Here is a 21,297-nt window from a genome sequence, read left to right on the forward strand (position 1 = left end):
CGCGTCATCTGGAAGCTCATCAAGGACAGGCTGATCCTGCCGCACCTCGACATCAACCTGGATTACTACGACCTGGGCATCGAGCACCGGGACCGCACCAACGACCAGGTCACCATCGATGCCGCCTACGCGATCAAGAAGCACGGGGTGGGCGTCAAATGCGCGACCATCACTCCCGACGAGGCCCGCGTCTCCGAGTTCAACCTGAAGAAGATGTGGCTCTCCCCGAACGGGACCATTCGCAACATCCTGGGCGGCACCATCTTCCGCGAACCCATCGTGATTTCCAACGTGCCGCGGCTGGTGCCGGGCTGGACCAAGCCGATCGTCATCGGCCGCCACGCTTTCGGGGACCAGTACCGGGCCACCAACTTCAAGGTCGACAAGCCCGGCACCGTGACGCTGACGTTCACCCCCTCCGACGGCAGCCAGCCGATGGTGCACGAGGTGGTGACCATCCCCGAGGACGGCGGCGTCGTGATGGGGATGTACAACTTCAAGGACTCCATCCGGGACTTCGCGCGCGCCTCGTTGACCTACGGCCTGAACGCCAAGTGGCCGGTGTACCTGTCCACCAAGAACACCATCCTCAAGGCCTACGACGGCATGTTCAAGGACGAGTTCCAGCACATCTACGAAACCGAGTTCAAGGACAAGTTCGAAGCCGAGGGGCTCACCTACGAGCACCGGCTGATCGACGACATGGTCGCGGCGTGCCTGAAGTGGGAGGGCGGCTACGTCTGGGCCTGCAAGAACTACGACGGCGACGTCCAGTCCGACACCGTCGCGCAGGGCTACGGGTCGCTGGGGCTGATGACCTCGGTGCTGATGACCGCCGACGGCAAGACGGTGGAGGCCGAAGCGGCGCACGGCACGGTGACCCGGCACTTCCGGCAGTACCAGGCTGGCAAACCGACCTCCACCAACCCGATCGCGTCGATCTTCGCCTGGACGCGCGGTCTGCAGCACCGCGGCAAGCTCGACAACACACCGGAGGTGTGCGAGTTCGCGCAGACGGTCGAGGATGTCGTCATCGCCACGGTCGAGGGCGGCAAAATGACCAAGGACCTGGCCATTCTCATCGGTCCCGACCAGCAGTGGCAGCAGAGCGAGGAGTTCCTCGACTCGATCGCCGAGAACCTGGACAAGGAGCTGGCCAACTAGGCTTGGGCCTGTCGGCGGCCCGGGCCGGCGGCGCACTCCTCGAGGAAGCCGGTGATCGCCCGGGCGACGCGGTCGGGCGCCTCGAACATCGGGATGTGGCCCACGCCGTCGAGCCGGGTGACCTTGTGCCCGTCGGGCAGGTGGGTGGTGAAGTGGCGGCTGAACCTGGGTGCGGGCACCACCCGGTCCTTCTCGCAGATCACCAGGTGCGCCGGCACGGCGTTCTCCGCGAGTTCCCGCAGCCCGTGCAGCAGCAGCGACTTGACGAGGAGCTGGAAGTAGGCGGGGCAGTGGGCGACGTCGTCGATGCAGCCCAGCAGTTGCTCCTCGCCGACCCCGTCGGGTGAGGCGCTGATCGCATAGGTGGCCAGCCGCCGGCTCAACGGCAGGCGCATCACGCGGGGCCCGAACAACCAGGCCAGCACCAACAGCGGGATGCCCAGGATGAACTTGCCGATCACCTCGAACTTGTGCGGGCTCCACCGCGTCCAGCCCCCGGCGGGCGCGATGCCGGTGACGGTGCGTGCCCGACCGCGCCGCTCCAGTTCGAAGGCGACCCAGCCGCCCAGCGAATTGCCGACGATGTGGGCGTCTTCCCAGCCCAGCTGGTCCATCTGCCGCTCGACATGATCGGCCAGCACCGCCGAGGACAAAAACCAGGTACCGGCCTTGGGTCCGCCGTTGTGGCCGGCCATCGTCGGTGCGAACACCTCGTAGCGGCCCGTGTCGGCCAGCCGGCTGGCCACGTCCTCCCAGACCGCCTGCGACAGCAGGAATGGGTGCAGCAGCACGACCGGCTCCCTGGATCCGCCGGAACCCAGATGGATCGGTGGACGGCTCCCTGCGCGGTTCCCCATACCGGCGACATTAAAGCCGGTACCGGCGGTACCGCAACCGGGCGTCCGCGGGGTGCCGCCGGTGGCCGAGGGAGGCCGAGGGAAGCCGAGGCCCCGCATGAAAAGATCTCAGACATCATGAGCACAGCCCCCGGACCCCGCCGGATTTTCTCCGGCATACAGCCCACGTCCGACTCGCTTCACCTCGGCAACGCGCTGGGCGCCGTCACGCAGTGGGTCGGGCTGCAAGACGACCATCCGGACGAATACGACGCGTTCTTCTGCGTGGTGGACCTGCATGCCATCACCGTCGCGCAGGATCCCGAGGCGCTGCGCCGCCGCACCCTGGTCACCGCCGCCCAATACCTGGCGCTGGGCATCGACCCCGGCCGCAGCACCGTGTTCGTGCAAAGCCACGTGCCCGCCCACACCGAGCTGGCGTGGGTGCTGGGCTGCTTCACCGGCTTCGGGCAGGCGGCCCGGATGACGCAGTTCAAGGACAAGTCCGCACGCCAGGGCAGCGACTCGACCACCGTGGGCCTGTTCACCTACCCGGTGCTGCAGGCCGCCGACGTGCTGGCCTACGACACCGATCTGGTCCCGGTGGGTGAGGATCAGCGCCAGCACCTCGAGTTGGCGCGCGACGTCGCCCAGCGGTTCAACGCCCGCTTCCCGGACACCTTCGTGGTTCCCGACGTGCTGATCCCCAAATCCACCGCCAAGATCTACGACCTGGCCGACCCCACGTCGAAGATGAGCAAGTCGGCGGTCACCGACGCCGGATTGATCAACCTGCTCGACGATCCGGCCAAGTCCGCCAAGAAGATCCGCTCGGCAGTGACCGACAGCGAGCGCGAGATCCGGTTCGACCCCGAGGCCAAGGCGGGCGTGTCCAACCTGCTGACCATCCAGTCGGCAGTCACCGGCGTCGGCGTCGGCACGCTGGTCGAGAACTACGCCGGCCGCGGCTACGGCGACCTGAAGAAGGACACCGCCGAGGCGGTCGTCGAGTTCGTCGGCCCGATCAAGGCCCGCGTCGACGAATTGCTGGCGGACCGTAGCGAACTGGAGGCCATCCTGGCGGCCGGAGCGCAGCGCGCCGCGGGGGTGGCGGGCAAAACGGTCCAGCGGGTCTACGATCGGCTGGGATTTCTTCCGCGACGGAGGTAGCGCGTTTCCCATGGGCGAACCGGGCAGGCCTGGACTCCTCGATCGGCTGCGGACCCGGCACCCGCGCTTCGACCACCTGATGCGGGCCTATCGGCGCTTCGACGACCGCAACGGCGGGTTCTTCGCCGCCGGCCTGACCTATTACACGGTTTTCGCGCTGTTCCCTATGCTCATGGTCGGTTTCGCGGTCTTCGGGTTCGTGCTGGCCCGCCGATCTCAGCTGCTGAGTGCCATCGACGACCACATCCGGTCCCAGGTGTCCGGGCCGCTGGGCGACCAGTTGCTCGACCTGATGAACTCGGCGATCGACGCCCGGGCGTCCGTCGGCGTCATCGGCCTGGCCACGGCGCTCTGGGCGGGACTGAGCTGGATATCGCATCTGCGCCAGGCGCTGACCGAGATGTGGTGGGAGCAGCGGCTCGGGTCGCCGGGCTTCGTGCGCAACAAACTGTCCGACCTGCTGGCACTGTTGGGCACGTTCGCCGTGACCACGGCCACCATCGGCGTCACCACCCTAGGGCACGCCGCGCCCCTGGACGCAGTTTTGACATGGCTGGGAATACCCCGACTGTTGGTGTTGGACTGGTTGTTCTGGCTGATTTCCATCGTGGTCTCGACGGCGGTGTCGTGGCTGTTGTTCACCTGGATGATCGCGCGCCTGCCACGCCAGAAGGTGGGCTTCGTCGACTCGGCCCTGGCGGGCTTGGCGGCGGCGATGGGCTTCGAACTGTTCAAACAGGCGGGGTCGGTCTATCTGAAGGTGGTCCTGCGCAGCCCGGCCGGCGCCACCTTCGGCCCGGTGCTGGGCCTGATGGTGTTCGCCTACATCACGGCCTATCTCGTCCTGTTCTGTACCGCCTGGGCGGCCACCGCGTCGACAGACCCGCGTTCCCGGCCCGTGTGTCCGCCCGCGCCCGCGATCATCTCCCCGCGGTTGCAGCGTGGCGAGGGCCTGCGCACGCGCCAGACGGCGACCGCGATGGCGGTGGGGGCCGTCGGCGCGCTGGCCTTCTCCCGGTTGACCCGCCGACCGCGTCAACCGCGCTCGGGCATCCGCCAGCCGCCGCGGACCATGACGGCGACGACGTGCCAATCCCGATCCAGCACAACCAGATCGGCGTCATAGCCGGTCCGCAGGACACCGACGCGCGGCATGCCCAGGGTCCGCGCCGGTGTCGCGGCGGTCACCTGCACCGCTTCGGCCAGTCCGGAGCGCCCCGCCACCGTGCGGAAAAGCCGGTCCATGGTTGCGGTGCTGCCGGCGATCGTGTCCGACCCGCGGACCCGCGCTACTCCGGAGACCACCTCGACCGGTACCGCCCCGAGCCGGAAAGTGCCGTCGCCGCGGCCGGCCGCCGCGATGGCGTCGGTCACGACGGCGACCCGCTGTGGCCCCACGGCGGTCAGCACCGCATCCACGACGGCCGGATGCAGGTGCACGCCGTCGGCGATGAGCTCGACGGTCACGCCCGGGTCCGCCAGCAGAGCCAGCGCCGGTCCGGGCTCGCGGTGGTGCAGCGGAGGCATCGCGTTGAACAGATGCGTGCCGACCGTGGCGCCCAGGCCGATCGCGTGTCTGGTCTGCTCATAGGTGGCATCCGAATGCCCTATGGCCACAACGACACCCGCGTCGAGGAAACGCCGGATCGCCTCGTCGCCACCGGGCCGTTCGGGTGCCAGCGTGACCATCCGGATGGTGCCGGCGCCGGCGTCGAGGACGGCGTCGATTTCGGCGGGGTCTGGATCACGCAGCTGGCTGCGGTCGTGCGCGCCGCATCGTGCCGCGCTCAGCCATGGACCCTCGAGGTGGATGCCCGCGACGGTGCTCCGCCGGGCGGCGTCGGCCAGCGCGTGGATACCGGCGAGCAGCTCCGCCGGTGCGGCGGTGACCAGGCTGGCCATTGTCGTGGTGGTGCCGTGCCGCAGGTGGAAAGCCGCGGCGTCGACGATCTCCTGCGAAACGGCGTAGGAGGCGCCGCCCCCGCCGTGCACGTGCATGTCGACAAACCCTGGCACCACCACCGAATCGGGGAGATCGTCGTCGGGCGGGCGGGGCGGCGGACCGCTCCCGCACCCCAGAATCCGCCCGCCGGAGGTTTCCAGCCATCCGGGCCGGCGGATCCGCCCGTCGAGGACCATGGTTCCCGCACTGATCAGGGGCATGGGTTGTCCCAGCGTCCGCCGTTCTCCCAGAAATGCCGGATGTCCTCCAGCTGACGGCCTTTGGTCTCCGGCGCATAGCGGTAGACGACACCGAACGCGACCACCGCCAGAACCGCGAACACCGCGAAAGACCCGGCGCCGCCGAGGGAGTGCAGCATGGTCAGGAAGACGGCGGCCACGATCGCGTTGGCCACCAGGTTCGAGGTCAGCATCGTGCTCGAACCGATGGACCGCAGCCGCGTCGGGAAGCTCTCACTGGCGTAGACCCAGCCCAGTGAGCCGAAACCCAGGGTGAATCCGACGATGAACAGCAGCATGCCGGCGAAGCCGAGAACCGCGCCGCCCACGCCCCGCCCGAACGCGACCATCAAGACGGCGTCGGCGGCGATCATCATCGCGATGCCGCACAACAGGATCGGGCGCCGGCCCAGCCGGTCGACCAGCAGCAACGCCGTGAGCACGGCCCCCAGGCCGGCGACCTGAACCAGGGCCGGCAACCCCAGCAGCGCGAAATCGCCGGTGAACCCCATGGCCTCGAATAGCCGGGGGCTGTAGTAGACGATCCCGTTGATGCCGGTGATCTGGATCAGGAAGCCGAGCGCGACGACGAACAGGGTTGCCCGCAGATACGGCGGCCGCAGCATCTCGGCCATGCCGCTTGCGGTCCCCGCCGAGCCTTTGCCCACCGCGCGGCCGATCTCGGCGAGTTCGCCCTCGACGTCCGCGGCGGGCTGCACCCGCAGCAGCGCCGCGCGGGCGTCGTCGGTCCGACCCTTCATCACGTACCACCGCGCGGTGTCGGGCATGCGGATCAGCCACGGCAGCAACAGCATTGCGGGCACCGCGGCCAGCCCCAGCATCCAGCGCCAGCTTTGGCTCCCGGCCAACAGGTACGCGGTGAGGTAGCCGACGATGAGTCCGCTGACGGTGGCCAGCTGGTAGACGGTCAGCAGCGACCCGCGCACCGCCGCCGGAGACGACTCCGCGACGTAGACCGGCACCACCACGATCGATACGCCGACGGTCAGACCCAGCAGGAACCGGGCCGTCAGCAGCATCGTCAGCGACACCGACAGCGCACCGAGCACCGCGAACGCCGCGTAGGCTGCCACCAGCAGCACCACGGACCGCTTGCGCCCGATCGCATTGGCCAGTACGCCGGCACCCAGCGCGCCGGCGATCTGGCCGATCACCGCCATGGTCGTCAACAGTTCCTGCTGTCGCGTCGTGAGCCCGAAATCGCCGGTGACGAACAGCTGGACGCCGGCGATGATGGACAGGTCGTAGCCGTAGACGACGCCGACGCTGGCGGCGGTCAACCCGACCAGCAGGTCCCCGGGCCGGGTGCTCAACGACGTTGCGGCCGGCGGTTCACCGACCGCGCCGCCAGGATCAGCCCGAAAACGACGATCGCGCCGATGACGCCGACCCCGACCCGCACCGGTACCGCGTCCGCCGTCGGCATGAACCCGGCGGCCTGCGCCCGGCCCGCGCGCTCGGCGGCAGCGTCGGGCCTGGCGGGCGCCAGCGCGGGGTCGGGCGCGATCAGCGAGCCGACCTGGGTGCCCGGCGGGGTGGCGAAGCCGTAATCGAGCAGGTGCGCGGCCTGCTCCCACGGGGCGATGGGCTGCCGGGTTCCGTGCAGCAGCACCGCCACCAGCCGTCGTCCGTCGTGGTTGGCCGCGCCGACGAAGGTCTGACCGGCGTCGTCGGTGTAACCGGTCTTCCCGCCCAGCGCGCCGGGATAGTTGTAGAGCAGCTTGTTGTCGTTCTCCAGCTCGTAACCGGGGTGGTCGTCGTGGCCGGGGAAGTCGAAGGTCTTGGTCGCGACGATGTCGGCGAAGACGGGGTTCTGCCAGGCGTAGCGATAGAACAGGCCGATGTCGTAGGCCGAGGTGCTCATGCCCGGGCCGTCCAGCCCGGAGGGCGTCGCCACCCGGGTGTCGCGGCCGCCGAGCCTGGCGGCCAGCACATTGATCTTCTCCAGCGCCTGCTGCATCCCGCCGAGCTGCATGGCCAGCGCGTGCGCGGCGTCGTTGCCCGAGTGCATCAGCAGCCCGTGCAATAGCTGGTTGACCGTGTACACCCCGCCCTCGCTGACACCGACCTTGGTGCCCTCGACGGCCGCGTCCTCGGCGGTGCCGGGGACCGGCTTGTTCTCGTCGAGTGTGTTGATGGCTACCATCGCGACCAGGACCTTGATGACGCTGGCCGGGCGGTGCCGCGCGTGCGGGTCCTTGGCGGCGATGACCGCACCGCTGTCGAGATCGGCCACCAGCCAGGCGTCCGCGGAGACGTCGGTGGGCAGCAGCGGCGTGTCGGGCGCGATCACGACGCCGCAGCTGCCGAGCGCCTCGCCGCCGACCGGCTTCGGGGGCACCGCCAGCGGCATCGGTGGGTCGCCGGCCTGGGGGACTTCCGACGAGTCCACCGCGGGCGGGGTGGACACCTTGTACGGGCAGTTCGGCCCCGCGTCGCGCAGGGGTTCGGCGCTCACCGCGGGCGCACCCAGGGTGGCCGGGGCCGCCATTACGAATATCGCCGCTACCAGGCACGACGCACAACGTATAACCCTCATCGTCTGTGCAGACTAGGCGATCAGGCGGCCGATCCCCGGGAGCCGCGCTGTGACTGGTGGGACAGAAGTTGCTCGCTAGAGCCGCTTGCCGGCCTCCGTCAGCACGTCGCGCAGGATCGACTCGATCGCGTCGAACTCGGCCTGACCGCTGATCAGCGGCGGCGCCAGTTGGATGACGGGGTCGCCGCGGTCGTCGGCGCGGCAGTACAGGCCCGCCTCGAACAGCGCCGGAGACAGGTAGCCGTGCAGCAGCCGCTCGCAGTCGGCGTCGCCGAAGGTCTCCTTGGTCGCCTTGTCCTTGACCAGTTCGATGCCGTAGAAGTAGCCCTCGCCGCGCACGTCGCCGACGATGGGCAGGTCGTACAGCTTCTCCAAGGTGGTGCGGAAGGCCGGCGCGTGGTGGCTGACCCGGTCGTTGAGACCCTCGCGTTCGAAGATGTCCAGGTTGGCCAGCCCCACTGCGGCCGACACCGGGTGCCCCCCGAACGTATAACCGTGCGGGAAGACGGTTTTGCTGTCGTTGAACGGCTCGAATAATTTCTCACCGGCGATCATCGCGCCGAGCGGCGAGTAGCCCGACGTCATGCCCTTGGCGCAGGTGATCATGTCGGGCACGTAGCCGAAGTCGCCACAGGCGAACATCGACCCGATCCGGCCGAACGCGCAGATCACCTCGTCGGACACCAGCAGCACGTCGTAGTCGTCGCAGATCTCGCGCACCCGTTCGAAATACCCCGGGGGCGGCGGTATCGCGCCTCCCGCGTTCTGCACCGGCTCCAGGAACACCGCCGCGACGGTGTCGGGCCCCTCGAACTCGATCGCCTCGCCGATCCTGTCGGCGGCCCACCGCCCGAAGGCCTTGGGGTCGTCGGCAAATGGCTCGGGTGCGCGGTAGAAGTTCGTGTTGGGCACCCGGAACCCGCCGGGTGCCACCGGCTCGAACGGCGCCTTGTACGACGGAAGGCCGGTGATGGCCAGAGCGCCGTGGGTGGTGCCATGATAGGCGATCGAGCGCGAAATGACCTTGTGCTTACCGGGTTTGCCGGTGAGCTTGAAGTACTGTTTGGCCAGCTTCCACGCGGTTTCGACGGCCTCGCTGCCGCCGGTGGTGAAGAACACGCGGTTCAGATCGCCCGGGGCGTGGTGGGCGAGGCGCTCGGCGAGCTCGATCGCGGCCGGGTGCGCGTAGCCCCAGAGCGGGAAGAACGCCAGCTTCTGCGCCTGGTGGGCGGCGGCCTCGGCGAGTTCGGTGCGCCCATGGCCGACCTGCACCACGAACAGCCCGGACAGCGCGTCCAGGTAGCTCTTGCCGCGGTCGTCGTAGATGGTGACGCCCTCGCCACGGGTGATGATCGGATGCGTGACGTCCGGGCCGTGCCGGGCGAAATGCAGCCAAAGGTGATCCGTCATCTCGTCAGCAAGCCTAGCGGTAGGCGCCGGCCGTGACCTCAGTGCGGGGGGCAATTCGAGGCGGCCCCCGGCGAGCGTGACGCTCAGCGCGAAGGGGCAAGCTCGGCGCGAAGGGGCAAGCTCAGCGCGAAGGGGCGAGCTCAGCGCGAGAACATCAGCGCGCGCTTGACCTCCTGGATGGCCTTGGTGACCTCGATGCCGCGCGGGCAGGCCTCGGTGCAGTTGAACGTGGTGCGGCAGCGCCACACGCCGTCGACCTCGTTGAGGATGTCGAGGCGCTCGGCGGTGGCCTCGTCGCGGCTGTCGAAGATGAACCGGTGCGCGTTGACGATCGCGGCGGGGCCGTAGTAGCTGCCCTCGTGCCAGAACACCGGGCAGCTGGTGGTGCAGGCCGCACACAGGATGCACTTGGTGGTGTCGTCGTAGCGGGCGCGGTCGGCCGGGCTCTGGATGCGTTCCCGCGTCGGGGGATTGCCGGTGGTGACCAGGTACGGCTTCACCGCCCGGTAGGCGTCGAAGAACGGTTCCATGTCGACCACCAGGTCCTTCTCCACAGGCAATCCGCGGAGGGGTTCGACGGTGATCGTGAGCTGCTTTCTGGGCTTGTCTCCCAGCAGGTCGCGCATCAGTACCTTGCAGGCCAACCGGTTGACGCCGTTGACGCGCATCGCGTCCGAGCCGCATACCCCGTGCCCGCAGGAGCGCCGGAAGGTCAGCGTCCCGTCCAGGTAGCTCTTGATGTAGATCAGCAAGTTCAGCAGCCGGTCACTGGGCAGGCAGGGCACCCGGAAGCTCTGCCAGCCAGCCGTTTCGGTGAACGCGTCGGGTTGGTCGGGGTTGAACCGGGCGATCTTCACGGTCACCAGCACCGCGCCCTCGGGGATCGGCGGCAGTGGCAGCTGCGAGGTCGGCTCGGCGTCTGCTGCCATCAGTACTTCCGTTCCTTGGGTTCGTAGCGGGTCTGCACGACGGGCTTGAAGTCCAGTGTGATGTCGGACAGCAGATCGGTGCCCTGCTTATCCGCTCCGATTTCACCCCCGATGTCCTTGTAGGCCATCGTGTGGCGCATGTAGTTGGCGTCGTCGCGGTTGGGGTAATCCTGGCGGGCGTGCCCGCCGCGGGACTCCTTGCGGTTCAGCGCGCCGGCCACAGTGACCTCGGCGAGCTCCAGCAGGAAACCCAGCTCGATGGCCTCCAGCAAGTCGCTGTTGAACCTTTTACCCCTGTCGTGCAGGGAGATTCGAGAATACCGCTCCTTGAGGGCGTGGATGTCGGTCAGCGCCTGCTTCAGCGTGTCCTCGGTGCGGAACACCGCCGCGTTGTTGTCCATCGTCTGCTGCAGGGCCCCGCGAATGTCGGCGACGCGCTCGCTGCCCTGCTCGGAGAGGATGTCGCCCACCCAGCCGACCACCATCGCCTCGGGGTTCGGCGGCATGTCGACGAAGCCGTGGTCGCGCGCGTAAGCGGCCGCGGCGATGCCGGCCCGGCGGCCGAACACGTTGATGTCCAGCAGCGAGTTGGTGCCCAGCCGGTTGGCGCCGTGCACCGACACGCACGCGCACTCCCCGGCCGCGTACAGCCCCGGGACGGTGGATGCGTTGTCCCGCAACACCTGTCCGGTGACCGTCGTCGGGATGCCGCCCATCACGTAGTGGCACGTCGGGTAGACCGGGATGGGCTCATGCACCGGGTCCACGCCCAGGTAGGTGCGGGCGAACTCGGTGACGTCGGGCAGCTTGGCGGCGAGTACGTCTTCGCCGAGGTGGCGTACGTCGAGGTAGACGTAGTCCTTGTGCGGGCCGGCGCCGCGGCCCTCCAGGACCTCCAGGACCATAGAGCGGGCGACGATGTCGCGCGGCGCCAGGTCGACGATCGTGGGGGCGTAGCGCTCCATGAAGCGCTCGCCCTCGCCGTTGAGCAGCCGGCCCCCCTCGCCGCGTACGGCTTCGGAGATCAGGATGCCCAGGCCGGCCAGACCGGTCGGATGGAACTGGTGAAACTCCATGTCCTCCAGGGGAAGTCCCTTGCGGAACACGATCCCGATGCCGTCACCGGTCAGCGTGTGCGCATTCGAGGTGGTCTTGTACATCCGGCCGGAACCGCCGGTGGCGATCACCACTGCCTTGGCGCCGAAGACGTGGATCTGTCCGGTCGCCAGCTCGTAGGCGACCACGCCGGTGGCCACCGGGCCGCCCGGGGTCTGGGTGAGAACGAGGTCGAGTGCGTAGAACTCGTTGAAGAACTGCACGTCGTGGCGGACGCAGTTCTGGTAGAGCGTCTGCAGGATCATGTGGCCGGTCCGGTCGGCGGCGTAGCACGCGCGGCGCACCGGGGCCTTGCCGTGCTCGCGGGTATGCCCGCCGAAGCGGCGCTGGTCGATGCGGCCCTCGGGGGTGCGGTTGAACGGCATCCCCATCTTCTCCAGGTCGAGCACCGCGTCGATGGCTTCGCGGCACATGATCTCCACGGCGTCCTGGTCGGCGAGGTAGTCGCCGCCCTTGACGGTGTCGAACGTGTGCCACTCCCAGTTGTCGTCCTCGACATTGGCCAGCGCCGCGCACATGCCGCCCTGCGCGGCGCCGGTGTGGCTGCGGGTCGGGTACAGCTTGGTCAGCACCGCGGTGCGCACGCGCGGACCCGCCTCCACGGCCGCCCGCATCCCGGCACCGCCGGCGCCGACGATCACCACGTCGTATCGGTGTTGGGAGATCACGCCTGCCCTCTCAAATTTTGACCCTCTCAGATGTTGGGGTCGAAGGTCAGCAGCACGTAGGTGCCGAGCACCAGCGTGAACAGCATCGACACCGCCAGCAGCGAATTCAGCCAGAACCGGGTGCCGTCCTTGCGGCTGTAGTCGTCGATGATGACGCGCAGGCCGTTGCCGCCGTGCAGCTGCGCCAGCCACAGCAGCAGCAGGTCCCACGTCTGCCAGAACGGCGACCCCCAGCGCTGCGCCACATAGTTGAAGTCGATGCGGTACACCCCGCCGTCCCACATCAGCATCACGAACAGGTGCCCGATCGCCAGGAACACCAGCGCGATACCGGAGAACCTCATGAACAGCCACGCGTATTTCTCGAAGTTTCCGACGCCGGGGCGCCGCCGCGGGGCGCGCGGGTTGTCCAGGCCGGCGGGGCGGCTCATCGGGGTTGCGTCATCATGTGGACGCCCATCACCACCCCGGCCGGGACAATGAGCAGCAGGAAGACGACGCCGACGACCCACAGCATCAGTCTCTGGTGGCGCGTCCCCTCGGACCAGAAGTCGATCAGGATGACCCGGATCCCGTTGAGCGCGTGGTACAGCACGGCGGCGACCAGTCCGAACTCCATCAGGCCCACGACCGGCGTCTTGTAGGTCGCGACCACCTCGTCGTAGGCCTGCGGGGCCACCCGCACCAGTGCGGTGTCCAGGACGTGGACGAACAGGAAGAAGAAGATCGTCGCGCCGCTGATGCGGTGCAGCACCCACGACCACATGCCGGGGTCGCCCCGATACAGGGTGCGGGGCGGCCGTCGCCTGCGTCCCGCCTGCACCGGGCCCGCGGTCGACGCCTGCGTACTCGACATTGTGTTCACCGCCTTCCCGGAATTTCCACCCTAACCCGGCCGCGTTGCGGCCCAGGTTAGGGTGGCTTACTCACGTCGAGCATCGGTGAACGGGGTGCGCTGTGCCAGAGTTTGACTGGAATGCGTTGCGCTGCAAAGCAATTGATGTCTCGGCCTACGCGTACGCGCCGTATTCGCGCTTCGCGGTGGGTGCGGCGGCGCTGGTCGACGACGGCCGGGTGGTCATCGGATGCAATGTGGAGAATGTCTCCTATGGCCTGGGTCTCTGCGCCGAGTGCTCGGTGGTGTCCGCGCTGTACGCGACGGGAGGCGGGCGCCTGGTCGCCCTGTCCTGCGTCGACGCGACGGGGGCGCCGCTGATGCCGTGCGGGCGGTGCCGTCAGGTGCTGCTCGAGCACGGCGGCCCCGGGTTGCTGATCGACCATCCTGCCGGGCCTCGCCGGCTCGGCGACCTGCTGCCCGACGCTTTCGGTCCCGACGACCTGGCTCGTTCATGACGTTCGACGCCCCGACGGTGATCAGGACCAAGCGCGACGGCGGCCGACTCTCCGATGCCGCCATCGACTGGGTGATCGACGCCTACACCCACGGCGCCGTCGCCGCCGAACAGATGTCGGCGCTGCTGATGGCGATCGTGTGGCGCGGCATGGACCGCGCCGAGATCGCGCGGTGGACCGCGGCGATGCTGGCCTCCGGCGCGCGGCTCGACTTCACCGACCTGCCCGTCCCGACCGTCGACAAGCACTCCACCGGCGGGGTCGGCGACAAGATCACCCTGCCGCTCGTGGCCGTCGTCGCCGCCTGCGGGGCGGCGGTGCCCCAGGCGTCGGGCCGCGGGCTCGGGCACACCGGCGGCACCCTGGACAAGCTGGAGTCCATCGCCGGGTTCACCGCCGAACTGTCCAATCGGCACGTGCGCGAACAGCTTCGGCAGGTCGGCGCGACGATCTTCGCTGCCGGCGAGCTGGCCCCCGCCGACGCCAAGCTGTACGCGTTGCGCGACATCACCGGCACCGTCGAGTCGCCGCCGCTGATCGCGAGCTCGGTGATGAGCAAGAAGCTGGCCGAGGGGGCGGGTGCGCTGGTGCTCGACGTGAAGGTCGGCTCCGGGGCGCTGACGTCCTCGCCGGCGCAGGCCCGGGAGCTGGCGCACATCATGGTCGAGCTGGGTGCGGCCCACGGGGTGCCCACCCGTGCGCTGCTGACGGACATGAACACCCCGCTGGGCGCGACCGTCGGCAACGCGCTCGAGGTCACCGAGTCGCTGGAGGTGCTGGCCGGCGGCGGCCCGCCGGACGTGGTGGAGCTGACGGTGGCGCTGGCCGCAGAGATGCTGCAGCTCGCCGGGATCGACGGCCGCGACCCCGCCCAGACGCTGCGCGACGGCACCGCCATGGACTTGTTCCGCCGGCTGGTCGCCGCCCAGGGCGGGGACTTGTCGGTACCGCTGCCCATCGGTGCGCATTCCGAGACCCTGACCGCCGCGCGGGGCGGCACAATGGGCGATATCGACGCGATGGCGGTGGGTATGGCGGCTTGGCGGCTCGGGGCGGGGCGATCCCGCCCCGGTGGGGCCGTGCAGCCGGGCGCCGGCATCAGGATCCACCGCCGCCCGGGGGAGCCGGTGGCGCCGGGGGCTCCGCTGTTCACGCTCTACACCGACACCCCCGAACGTCTCGGCGCCGCGATCGCCGAGCTCGACGGCGGCTTCGGGGTCGGCGACACACCCCCGCAACCCAGGTCACTGATCATCGAACGGATCCTCACATGAGCGACCTGGACCCCGAGCAGATCGCGAAGGCACCCAAGGCCCTGCTGCACGATCACCTCGACGGGGGCCTGCGCCCGTCGACCGTGATCGACATCGCCGGTGCGACCGGCTACGACGGGCTGCCCGCCACCGACGTCGACGAGCTCGCGACCTGGTTTCGCACCCGCTCGCACAGCGGTTCGCTGGAGCGCTACCTCGAACCGTTCTCGCACACGGTGGCCGTGATGCAGACCCCCGACGCGCTGTATCGCGTGGCCCACGAATGCGTGGAGGACCTGGCCGCCGATGCGGTGGTCTACGCCGAGATCCGGTTCGCCCCCGAGCTGCACATCGACCGCGGGATGTCCTTCGACGAGATCGTCGACGCCGTGCTGGCCGGCTTCGCCGACGGGGAGAAGGCCTGCGCCGACGCGGGCCGCCCGATCGTGGTGCGGCTGCTGGTCACCGCCATGCGTCACGCCGCGGTGTCCCGCGAGATCGCCGAGCTGGCGATCCGCTGGCGGGACCGGGGCGTCGTCGGGTTCGACATCGCCGGGGCCGAGGCCGGCAACCCGCCGACGCGGCACTTGGACGCGTTCGAGTACATGCGGGACAACAACGCGCGCTTCACGATCCACGCCGGTGAGGCGTTCGGGCTGCCGTCCATCCACGAGGCGATCGCGTTCTGCGGCGCCGATCGGCTGGGTCACGGGGTCCGTATCGTCGACGACATCGACGTACTGGGCAGCGGTCCCGAAGCCGGACAGGTCCGGCTGGGCCGGCTGGCCTCGATCCTGCGGGACAAGCGCGTCCCGCTGGAGCTGTGCCCGAGCTCCAATGTGCAGACCGGTGCGGTCAAGAGCATTTCGGATCACCCGTTCGACCTGCTGGCGCGCACACGGTTCCGGGTCACCGTGAATACCGACAACCGGCTGATGAGCGACACCTCGATGAGCGTGGAGATGTACCGGTTGGCGCAGGCGTTCGGCTACGGGTGGAGCGACCTGGAGCGGTTCACCATCAACGCGATGAAGTCGGCGTTCATCCCGTTCGACCAGCGACTGGCGATCATCGACGAGGTGATCAAGCCGCGCTACGCGGTGCTGATCGGCTAGGCCGATGGCCGTTTCGGGCTCCTCGCCGGTCATGTCCAGCAACAGCCACTCGCGATGCACGCGTCGGGATCATACGAGGGGGCACGCCAACACAGGACAGATCGGCGCGATGAGACGCCTCAGGAGAGTCCGTACAGCACCATCGTGATGCCCCCGATGAGGAGGGTCGTCGCTGTCATCGCATGGCGGCGATGCTGGATCCAGCGCCTGACCTGCTCGAGCAGCGGGTCGATGCGCGGCCCGACGACAACGTAGGCCAGCACGGGAGCGGCCACGGTCGAGCTTGCCAGCGCCGCATAGCAGGCGACGGCCGCCGCCGTTCCGGCCACCGGCAACCCGACGGTGGCGATCTGTGTTCCCGCAGCCGCGCTGGCCGCAAGCACTTTCGGGTTGGCCAGCATGGGGAAGATCCCGATCGCGGCCGCAACCGACGGAGTGATGCGCCCGGCTCTGCTGTCCCAGCCCGTCTCATTGGCGGTCCGGCCACGCCGCCGCCACACCCACGCGCCGAATGCGACGAGTGCCGCACCGATCCCCACGACCAACCAATCGGTCCACGGCGGTGCCGGACCCTTCAGGCTGTCGAACAACCGCGGGATGCGCATGGATGCCGTCGTCAGCGCGCTCAGCGAGACCAACCTGCCCAGCAGATAGGCGATGCTGGACGACCGGGGCCGGTCGTTGTGGACGAGCAGCACCAACGTCAACACGACGGGTACCGGGGAAAGCGCCACCACAAACGCCGGTGCGGCCAGTTTCGCGACCATCAGACCCCACGGTCCGAATAGTTCCACCCCATGCCCCCCGACCGCGTCCCGTGCGTCAAGTATGGCCGGGGCGGCTGCCCGCGGCGGATTGACGAAAATTTCCGATACCGTACCCACTCGGGTATGTCGTCCGCGTGCCCGACCACCGTCAAGGCATCGCCGACCGCCCGCGGGCGACGGGCTGTGCAGCGTCACGTTGCGACGCATAGTGTGGCGGCAAATGAAGTTGCCTCTGTTGGGTCCGGTCTCGCTCACCGGTTTCCAGAACGCGTGGTTCTTTCTGTTCCTGCTGGTCGTGGTGCTGGTGCTGGGCGCCTACGTCACACAGCAGTTCGCCCGCCGTCGGCGGGTGCTGCGATTCGCCAACATGGAGGTGCTCGAAAGTGTCGCCCCGCCGCGTCCCAGCCGGTGGCGCCACGTACCGACAATCCTGCTGGCCGTGTCGCTGGTGCTGCTGACCACCGCGATGGCCGGGCCGACGTCGGATGTCCGGATTCCGCTCAACCGCGCGGTGGTGATGCTGGTCATCGACGTCTCGGAATCCATGGAAGCCAACGATGTCCCGCCGACCCGGCTGGCCGCTGCGAAAGTGGCGGGCAATCAGTTCGCCGACGAGCTGACGCCGGCCATCAACCTCGGACTGGTCGAGTTCGCGGCCAATGCCACGCTGCTGGTCGCACCGACGACCAACCGGGCTGCCGTGAAGTCGGCGATCGACGGCTTGGAGCCGGCTCCGAAAACCGCAACGGGAGAAGGGATTTTCACCGCGATGCAGGCCATCGCGACGGTCGGCGCGGTGCTGGGCGGCGGCGACGGCCCCCCGCCGGCGCGCATCGTGCTGGAATCCGACGGCGCCGAGAACGTCCCGCTGGACCCTAATGCCCCGCAGGGGGCCCTCACCGCGGCGCGCGCCGCGAAATCCCAGGGCATCGAGATATCGACGATCTCGTTCGGCACGCCCGACGGCACCGTCGAATACCAGGGTGCCACCATCCCCGTCCCGGTCGACGACGAGACGTTGCAGAAGATCTGCGAGATCACCGGCGGTCAGTCGTTCCACGCCGACAGCCTGGAATCGCTCAAGCGGGTTTATGAGACGCTGCAGCGCCAGATCGGCTACCAGACCGTGAGAGGTGACGCGAGCCTGCCGTGGATGCTGCTGGGCACGCTGACCCTCGGCGGCGCCGTGCTGGCCGGTCTGCTGCTGAACCGCAGGCTGCCGTCCTGAGCGCTCAGACGGGCAGGCGCCGGTTGATCAACAAGGCCATCGCCGCGGCCAGCACGGCGGTGATCACGCCGAGCCGTAGCCATCCGGCGCTGCCGGGACCGGCCACGGTGCGGTACCCGATCTCGTTCTCGATGTTGTCGTAGCTCTTCTCGAGTTCGCCGATGTTGGTGGCGGTGTAGTACTGGCCGCCGGAGAGCCGGGCGATCGTCTTCATCTGGTCTGGCTTGACGGGGACCGCGACCCGCACCCCGTCCAGGTCGATCTCGCCGGTCGGCGTCCCGAACGCGATCGTCGAGACCGGCACCCCCTGGTCCTTGGCCAGGCGCGCGGCCGTGTAGGCGCCGTCGTGCGGATCCTGGGGATCGGACGGCTTGTTCTCGGCCCCGTCGGACAGCAGGATGATCCGGGCCGGCGGGGGAGAGTCGCCCCCGGTGACGTCTGCGGCCCCGATCGCGTGCAGAGCGGTGAAGATGGCCTCGCCGGTGGCGGTGCCGTCGCCGAACTCCAGCTTCTTGAGGGCATCGACCGTCGCCTGGTGCTGCGGGGTCGGCGGTACGAGCAGGTAGGGGGTTCCGGCGAATCCGACCAGCCCGAGGTTGATGCCCGGGGTCAGCTGGGCGGCGAACTGGCCGGCCGCCTGCTCTGCGGCCTTGAGCCGGTTGGGGTCGACGTCGGTGGCCTTCATCGACTGGGACATGTCGACGACGAGCATGATGACCGCGCGGTTGCGCGGTATGCGCATGTCATGAGTCGGGGTGGCCAGCGCGACGGTCAGCAGGGCCAGGCTCAGCAGCGACACGGCGATCGGGAGGTGCCGCCACACCGACTGGGGCACCTGGGCCTCGGTGAACCGCCGCAGTCGCCGCGCGCGGCGGGACTGGACGAGCAGGTATACCCCCAGCAGGGCCAGCGGAACCAGGCCGAACAGCAACAGGGCCGGGCGCTGGAATCCGTACAGGGGCAATGGGCCGACCCCGGGAAGCGACACCCGCCAGTAAAGAGGACTCCGGCAGGCCCGTCAAACCGCGGTGGCCCTACTCGCGCCTGAGCCGCCCGTCGACGAATTGTTCGAGCTTCTCCCACTCCCGCACCACCGCGGCGTACGGCGGGCCCGGCTTGGTCACCGAACCGGGCTCGAGTACGGCGGCCACCAGCGTGCCCAGCGGCCGGCCCGGCTCCAGCGCAGTGTCCACCACCGGGTCCTCGGCGTAGTCGCCGACGTCGCGGAGCAACTCGACCGCCAGGTCGAGCTGGTCGCGGTCCACGGCGTCCGGCCCGTCGGCCAGGTCGTCGGCCAGCCCGCTGAGGACGTAGACGTTGTCGTCGGTGACCTCGACGGCCAGTGAGCCGTCGGTCGCCGCGGTGCGGATGTCGTCATAGGTGCTCAGGTCCGACAGGTCGTGGTCGTGCTCGTCGGCCAGGTAGCGGGCCAGCGCCCGTTCCGAGGTGAACACGCTGATCCGCCCGTTGCGGCCGAGGAAGACCGGCTCGTCGTCGAGGTAGCAGCGCAGGGTGTAGAACGTGCCGGCACTCATCATGATCCGGATCGGGTCGATGCCCACTCGGAGCCAGAAGTCTTCGTCGCCGCCCAGGACGATGGTGTCGCCGGGCGCGCGCGCCGCATCCTGGTCGGCGGTTTCCTCCCCAGCTTCCTCCCCGGACTCCCCGGTCTCCTCAGACTCCCCGGTCTCCTCAGACTCCCCGGTCTCGTCGGCCGCGGGGTCCTCGTCGGCCGCATCCTCGTCGGTCTCGTCGGTGTCCGGCTCTTCCTCGGGTTCCTCGGCGAGTTCCTCGGCGGCCTGTGCGGACAGCGCGGCGGCGACCTCGGGGCTGGTGATGATCCCCTCGATTGCGGTGAGCACGTCATCCCAGCCCCGACCGATGATCTCGGCGATGAGGTTCCAGCGTTTGTGACCGGCTCTGCCGGTGAAGTTCGCGATTCCGCCCGTGACCGTACCCAGACTCGGGTTGCCGTTGAAGAACTTCGACACAGCCGGCAGCTCGCACACCGATCCGAGCGACGACACGATCGCCAGCGCGCGCGCCACCGTGGCCACCGACTCCTCGGTCGGCTTCTCGGCGGCCAATTCCTCCACGGCGACCAGGTCGAACCGCCCGTCCTCGGCGGGATCGAGTGAGTGCGCGTGCGACGAGGCCAGTTCCTTCCATGCGGGGTGGTCGACGAGGTCGTTGTCGGTGTCCGAACGCACGAACGCGACCAGGTCGGCCACGGACTCGAAGGCGAACAGATCCTCGTCCTTGCCCAGGAACGCCTCCCATTCGTCACCGTTGTCGCGCCAGCGTGGCGCCCACAGGGTGTGGCGGTCACCGATGGACAGGCTCAGTCGGATGGGCACGAGGTCAGCAGCCATGCGGCACACAATAGCGACGGCACACGACAGCGACGGCTCCGGGACCTTCGGGTTCAGCCTGCCCAGATGTCGGTGATCACCGGCGCGTTCGCGGCATACCCGGTCTTGGGCAGACCGTACATCTGCTCCAGCGTCGACAGCACGTTGTAGTGGCTGATCTGCTCGCCGTAGGTGCCGGGCCGCACGTGGGCCCCGTAGAACACGGTCGGGATCCGGTTGCGGCTGGAGTTGTCGTCCTCGTCCCAGGTCACGACGAGCAGGCTGTTGTTCGCCACGGACCAGTTGGCGTACCCCGAGAGGTTGCGGTTGAGCCAGTCGTCGGCCTGCGGGATGGTGCCGTCGTGCATGTTGTGGTCGTTGTCGGGGATGACGAACGACACCGTGGGCAGCGCGGCGTAATTTCCCGCCGGGAAGGCCGAGAAGGGCAGCGACGTGGTGGGCGGCACATTGGTGAAGTTCGCCCAGGGCACGTGCTTGCGCGCATACTTGCCCGCGCTGCACACCGGTGAGCCGACCGTGGGCAGCCCCTCGGAGAACCCGGCGAACGTGTAGCCCGCGGCCAGCAGCTCCGACGCCAGGTTGGGGGCCGCGCCGGCGTTGACCGGGCATGCGTCGGTGGTCACCCCGAACGTGCTGCCGGCGAACAGCGCCAGGTAGTTCGGTTCGCTGGGATGAGTCTCGGCGAACGACGCGGCCATGTTCGCGCCACGCGCGGCCAGGGCGTTGATGAACGGTGCCGCCTTGTTTCCGATGATGTTGGCCGCCGCGCGGTTCTCCTCGATCACGATGACCACGTGAGCCAGCTGCGGTACGGCGACGGCCGCCAGATCAACCCCCGAAGACGTCGGTGGCGCCGCGGCCGGTGGAGTGACCAGCGGCCCGGCCAGCGCCAGCACCGCCGCCAGCGCCACGGTCGTGGCCGGCCCGACGGCTCGACCCACTTTGTCTTGCAGCGTTCCCCTGCCCCGCACCCGGGCATTCTATGGGCGGTAGCGGGTCCGCTGCGCGAACGTGGGCAAGCGTGTCACCAGGGTCGGGCGCACTCATCATATCGCCCTCGTCATATCGCCCGCGTCATATCGGCGTGCCTCACCTACTTTGAGCGCGTGGCCGGTGGTGGTGCCTCAGCTATTTTGAGCGCGTAGCGCGGAAGGCTTGCCCGATATGGAGGGCAA

General features: G+C 68.9%; 19 protein-coding genes and 1 pseudogene. 7 read left to right on the forward strand and 13 right to left on the reverse strand.

Features of this window, described 5'->3' with window-relative positions; genetic code table 11:
• The coding region (locus tag ACOJVU_RS01935; RefSeq protein WP_421528231.1) for an NADP-dependent isocitrate dehydrogenase at positions 1-1,164 on the forward strand (1,164 nt) is incomplete at its 5' end.
• Here the strand turns inward: ACOJVU_RS01935 and ACOJVU_RS01940 are convergent.
• A complete protein-coding gene (locus ACOJVU_RS01940; RefSeq protein ID WP_421528232.1) occupies positions 1,161-1,955 on the reverse strand; it encodes an alpha/beta fold hydrolase in 795 nt (264 codons plus the stop codon). The two genes, ACOJVU_RS01935 and ACOJVU_RS01940, sit on opposite strands and share 4 nt — an antisense overlap.
• A 183-nt stretch (positions 1,956-2,138) precedes the next feature.
• On the opposite strand from ACOJVU_RS01940, the gene trpS reads away from it, so the two are divergent.
• Complete coding sequence (trpS, locus tag ACOJVU_RS01945) at positions 2,139-3,170, forward strand: tryptophan--tRNA ligase (protein WP_421528233.1); 1,032 nt, start codon at positions 2,139-2,141, stop codon at positions 3,168-3,170.
• 10 nt (positions 3,171-3,180) lie between these two features.
• A pseudogene (gene yhjD / locus ACOJVU_RS01950) lies at positions 3,181-4,206 on the forward strand (inner membrane protein YhjD); the annotation flags it as partial.
• Here the strand turns inward: yhjD and nagA are convergent.
• From nagA to sdhC, 8 genes are all read right to left on the reverse strand, one after another.
• Positions 4,206-5,333 carry an N-acetylglucosamine-6-phosphate deacetylase gene (gene nagA / locus ACOJVU_RS01955; RefSeq protein WP_421528234.1) on the reverse strand — a complete coding sequence of 376 codons (1,128 nt, stop codon included), beginning with the start codon at positions 5,331-5,333 and terminating at the stop codon, positions 4,206-4,208. The pseudogene yhjD and the gene nagA sit on opposite strands and share 1 nt — an antisense overlap.
• Entirely contained in the window at positions 5,324-6,685 is a 1,362-nt protein-coding gene (locus ACOJVU_RS01960) for a sugar porter family MFS transporter (protein ID WP_421528235.1), read from the reverse strand. The genes nagA and ACOJVU_RS01960 overlap by 10 nt, the downstream gene beginning before the upstream one ends.
• Entirely contained in the window at positions 6,682-7,911 is a 1,230-nt protein-coding gene (locus ACOJVU_RS01965) for a D-alanyl-D-alanine carboxypeptidase family protein (protein WP_421528236.1), read from the reverse strand. Before ACOJVU_RS01965 ends, ACOJVU_RS01960 begins: the two co-directional genes overlap by 4 nt.
• A gap of 75 nt (positions 7,912-7,986) precedes the next feature.
• Complete coding sequence (locus tag ACOJVU_RS01970) at positions 7,987-9,363, reverse strand: aspartate aminotransferase family protein (protein WP_421528247.1); 1,377 nt, start codon at positions 9,361-9,363, stop codon at positions 7,987-7,989.
• Positions 9,364-9,461: 98 nt separating this feature from the next.
• Positions 9,462-10,250 carry a succinate dehydrogenase iron-sulfur subunit gene (locus ACOJVU_RS01975; RefSeq protein ID WP_421528237.1) on the reverse strand — a complete coding sequence of 263 codons (789 nt, stop codon included), beginning with the start codon at positions 10,248-10,250 and terminating at the stop codon, positions 9,462-9,464.
• A complete protein-coding gene (sdhA, locus tag ACOJVU_RS01980; RefSeq protein WP_421528238.1) occupies positions 10,250-12,034 on the reverse strand; it encodes a succinate dehydrogenase flavoprotein subunit in 1,785 nt (594 codons plus the stop codon). Before sdhA ends, ACOJVU_RS01975 begins: the two co-directional genes overlap by 1 nt.
• A gap of 26 nt (positions 12,035-12,060) precedes the next feature.
• Positions 12,061-12,465, reverse strand: coding sequence for a succinate dehydrogenase hydrophobic membrane anchor subunit (locus ACOJVU_RS01985; protein WP_421528239.1), 405 nt, complete (start codon positions 12,463-12,465; stop codon positions 12,061-12,063).
• A complete protein-coding gene (sdhC, locus tag ACOJVU_RS01990) occupies positions 12,462-12,800 on the reverse strand; it encodes a succinate dehydrogenase, cytochrome b556 subunit (protein ID WP_421528248.1) in 339 nt (112 codons plus the stop codon). The genes ACOJVU_RS01985 and sdhC overlap by 4 nt, the downstream gene beginning before the upstream one ends.
• Positions 12,801-12,991: 191 nt before the next feature.
• Between sdhC and ACOJVU_RS01995 the strand changes: the two genes are divergently transcribed.
• Genes ACOJVU_RS01995 through ACOJVU_RS02005 form a run of 3 tightly spaced genes read left to right on the forward strand, consistent with a single transcriptional unit; the run spans position 12,992 to position 15,755 of the window.
• On the forward strand, positions 12,992-13,387 hold the full coding sequence (locus ACOJVU_RS01995; protein ID WP_421528240.1) for a cytidine deaminase: 396 nt from the start codon (positions 12,992-12,994) through the stop codon (positions 13,385-13,387).
• Positions 13,384-14,661, forward strand: coding sequence for a thymidine phosphorylase (locus tag ACOJVU_RS02000; protein ID WP_421528241.1), 1,278 nt, complete (start codon positions 13,384-13,386; stop codon positions 14,659-14,661). The genes ACOJVU_RS01995 and ACOJVU_RS02000 overlap by 4 nt, the downstream gene beginning before the upstream one ends.
• Positions 14,658-15,755, forward strand: coding sequence for an adenosine deaminase (locus ACOJVU_RS02005; RefSeq protein ID WP_421528242.1), 1,098 nt, complete (start codon positions 14,658-14,660; stop codon positions 15,753-15,755). Before ACOJVU_RS02000 ends, ACOJVU_RS02005 begins: the two co-directional genes overlap by 4 nt.
• Before the next feature lie 119 nt (positions 15,756-15,874).
• Here the strand turns inward: ACOJVU_RS02005 and ACOJVU_RS02010 are convergent, their stop codons facing one another.
• Entirely contained in the window at positions 15,875-16,549 is a 675-nt protein-coding gene (locus ACOJVU_RS02010) for a GAP family protein (protein WP_421528243.1), read from the reverse strand.
• 193 nt (positions 16,550-16,742) lie between these two features.
• Here ACOJVU_RS02010 and ACOJVU_RS02015 point away from each other — a divergent pair, with 193 nt between their 5' ends.
• Positions 16,743-17,750, forward strand: coding sequence for a VWA domain-containing protein (locus ACOJVU_RS02015; RefSeq protein ID WP_421528244.1), 1,008 nt, complete (start codon positions 16,743-16,745; stop codon positions 17,748-17,750).
• A 4-nt stretch (positions 17,751-17,754) separates the two neighbouring features.
• Here ACOJVU_RS02015 and ACOJVU_RS02020 read toward each other — a convergent pair whose 3' ends face one another.
• The 3 genes from ACOJVU_RS02020 to ACOJVU_RS02030 are packed head-to-tail and all read right to left on the reverse strand — an operon-like array spanning position 17,755 to position 20,997.
• Positions 17,755-18,738, reverse strand: coding sequence for a VWA domain-containing protein (locus ACOJVU_RS02020; RefSeq protein WP_421528245.1), 984 nt, complete (start codon positions 18,736-18,738; stop codon positions 17,755-17,757).
• A 46-nt stretch (positions 18,739-18,784) separates the two neighbouring features.
• Entirely contained in the window at positions 18,785-20,122 is a 1,338-nt protein-coding gene (locus tag ACOJVU_RS02025) for a primosomal protein (protein ID WP_421528246.1), read from the reverse strand.
• 53 nt (positions 20,123-20,175) lie between these two features.
• Positions 20,176-20,997, reverse strand: a complete 822-nt coding sequence (locus ACOJVU_RS02030) for an alkaline phosphatase family protein (protein ID WP_421528249.1) — start codon at positions 20,995-20,997, stop codon at positions 20,176-20,178.
• Between the last annotated feature and the right edge of the window lie 300 nt (positions 20,998-21,297).

This window comes from Mycobacterium sp. THU-M104 (assembly GCF_049197365.1).
In the GTDB taxonomy this organism is placed as follows: Bacteria; Actinomycetota; Actinomycetes; order Mycobacteriales; family Mycobacteriaceae; genus Mycobacterium.

What these genes read in the sequence shown, in the direction of transcription:
- trpS (WP_421528233.1), top strand. Translation starts at nt 2,139, where the DNA reads ATGAGCACAGCCCCCGGACCCCGCCGGATTTTCTCCGGCATACAGCCC.
- nagA (WP_421528234.1), bottom strand. Translation starts at nt 5,333, where the DNA reads ATGCCCCTGATCAGTGCGGGAACCATGGTCCTCGACGGGCGGATCCGC.
- ACOJVU_RS01965 (WP_421528236.1), bottom strand. Translation starts at nt 7,911, where the DNA reads ATGAGGGTTATACGTTGTGCGTCGTGCCTGGTAGCGGCGATATTCGTA.
- ACOJVU_RS01975 (WP_421528237.1), bottom strand. Translation starts at nt 10,250, where the DNA reads ATGGCAGCAGACGCCGAGCCGACCTCGCAGCTGCCACTGCCGCCGATC.
- ACOJVU_RS01985 (WP_421528239.1), bottom strand. Translation starts at nt 12,465, where the DNA reads ATGAGCCGCCCCGCCGGCCTGGACAACCCGCGCGCCCCGCGGCGGCGC.
- sdhC (WP_421528248.1), bottom strand. Translation starts at nt 12,800, where the DNA reads ATGTGGTCGTGGGTGCTGCACCGCATCAGCGGCGCGACGATCTTCTTC.
- ACOJVU_RS02000 (WP_421528241.1), top strand. Translation starts at nt 13,384, where the DNA reads ATGACGTTCGACGCCCCGACGGTGATCAGGACCAAGCGCGACGGCGGC.
- ACOJVU_RS02005 (WP_421528242.1), top strand. Translation starts at nt 14,658, where the DNA reads ATGAGCGACCTGGACCCCGAGCAGATCGCGAAGGCACCCAAGGCCCTG.
- ACOJVU_RS02015 (WP_421528244.1), top strand. Translation starts at nt 16,743, where the DNA reads ATGAAGTTGCCTCTGTTGGGTCCGGTCTCGCTCACCGGTTTCCAGAAC.
- ACOJVU_RS02025 (WP_421528246.1), bottom strand. Translation starts at nt 20,122, where the DNA reads ATGGCTGCTGACCTCGTGCCCATCCGACTGAGCCTGTCCATCGGTGAC.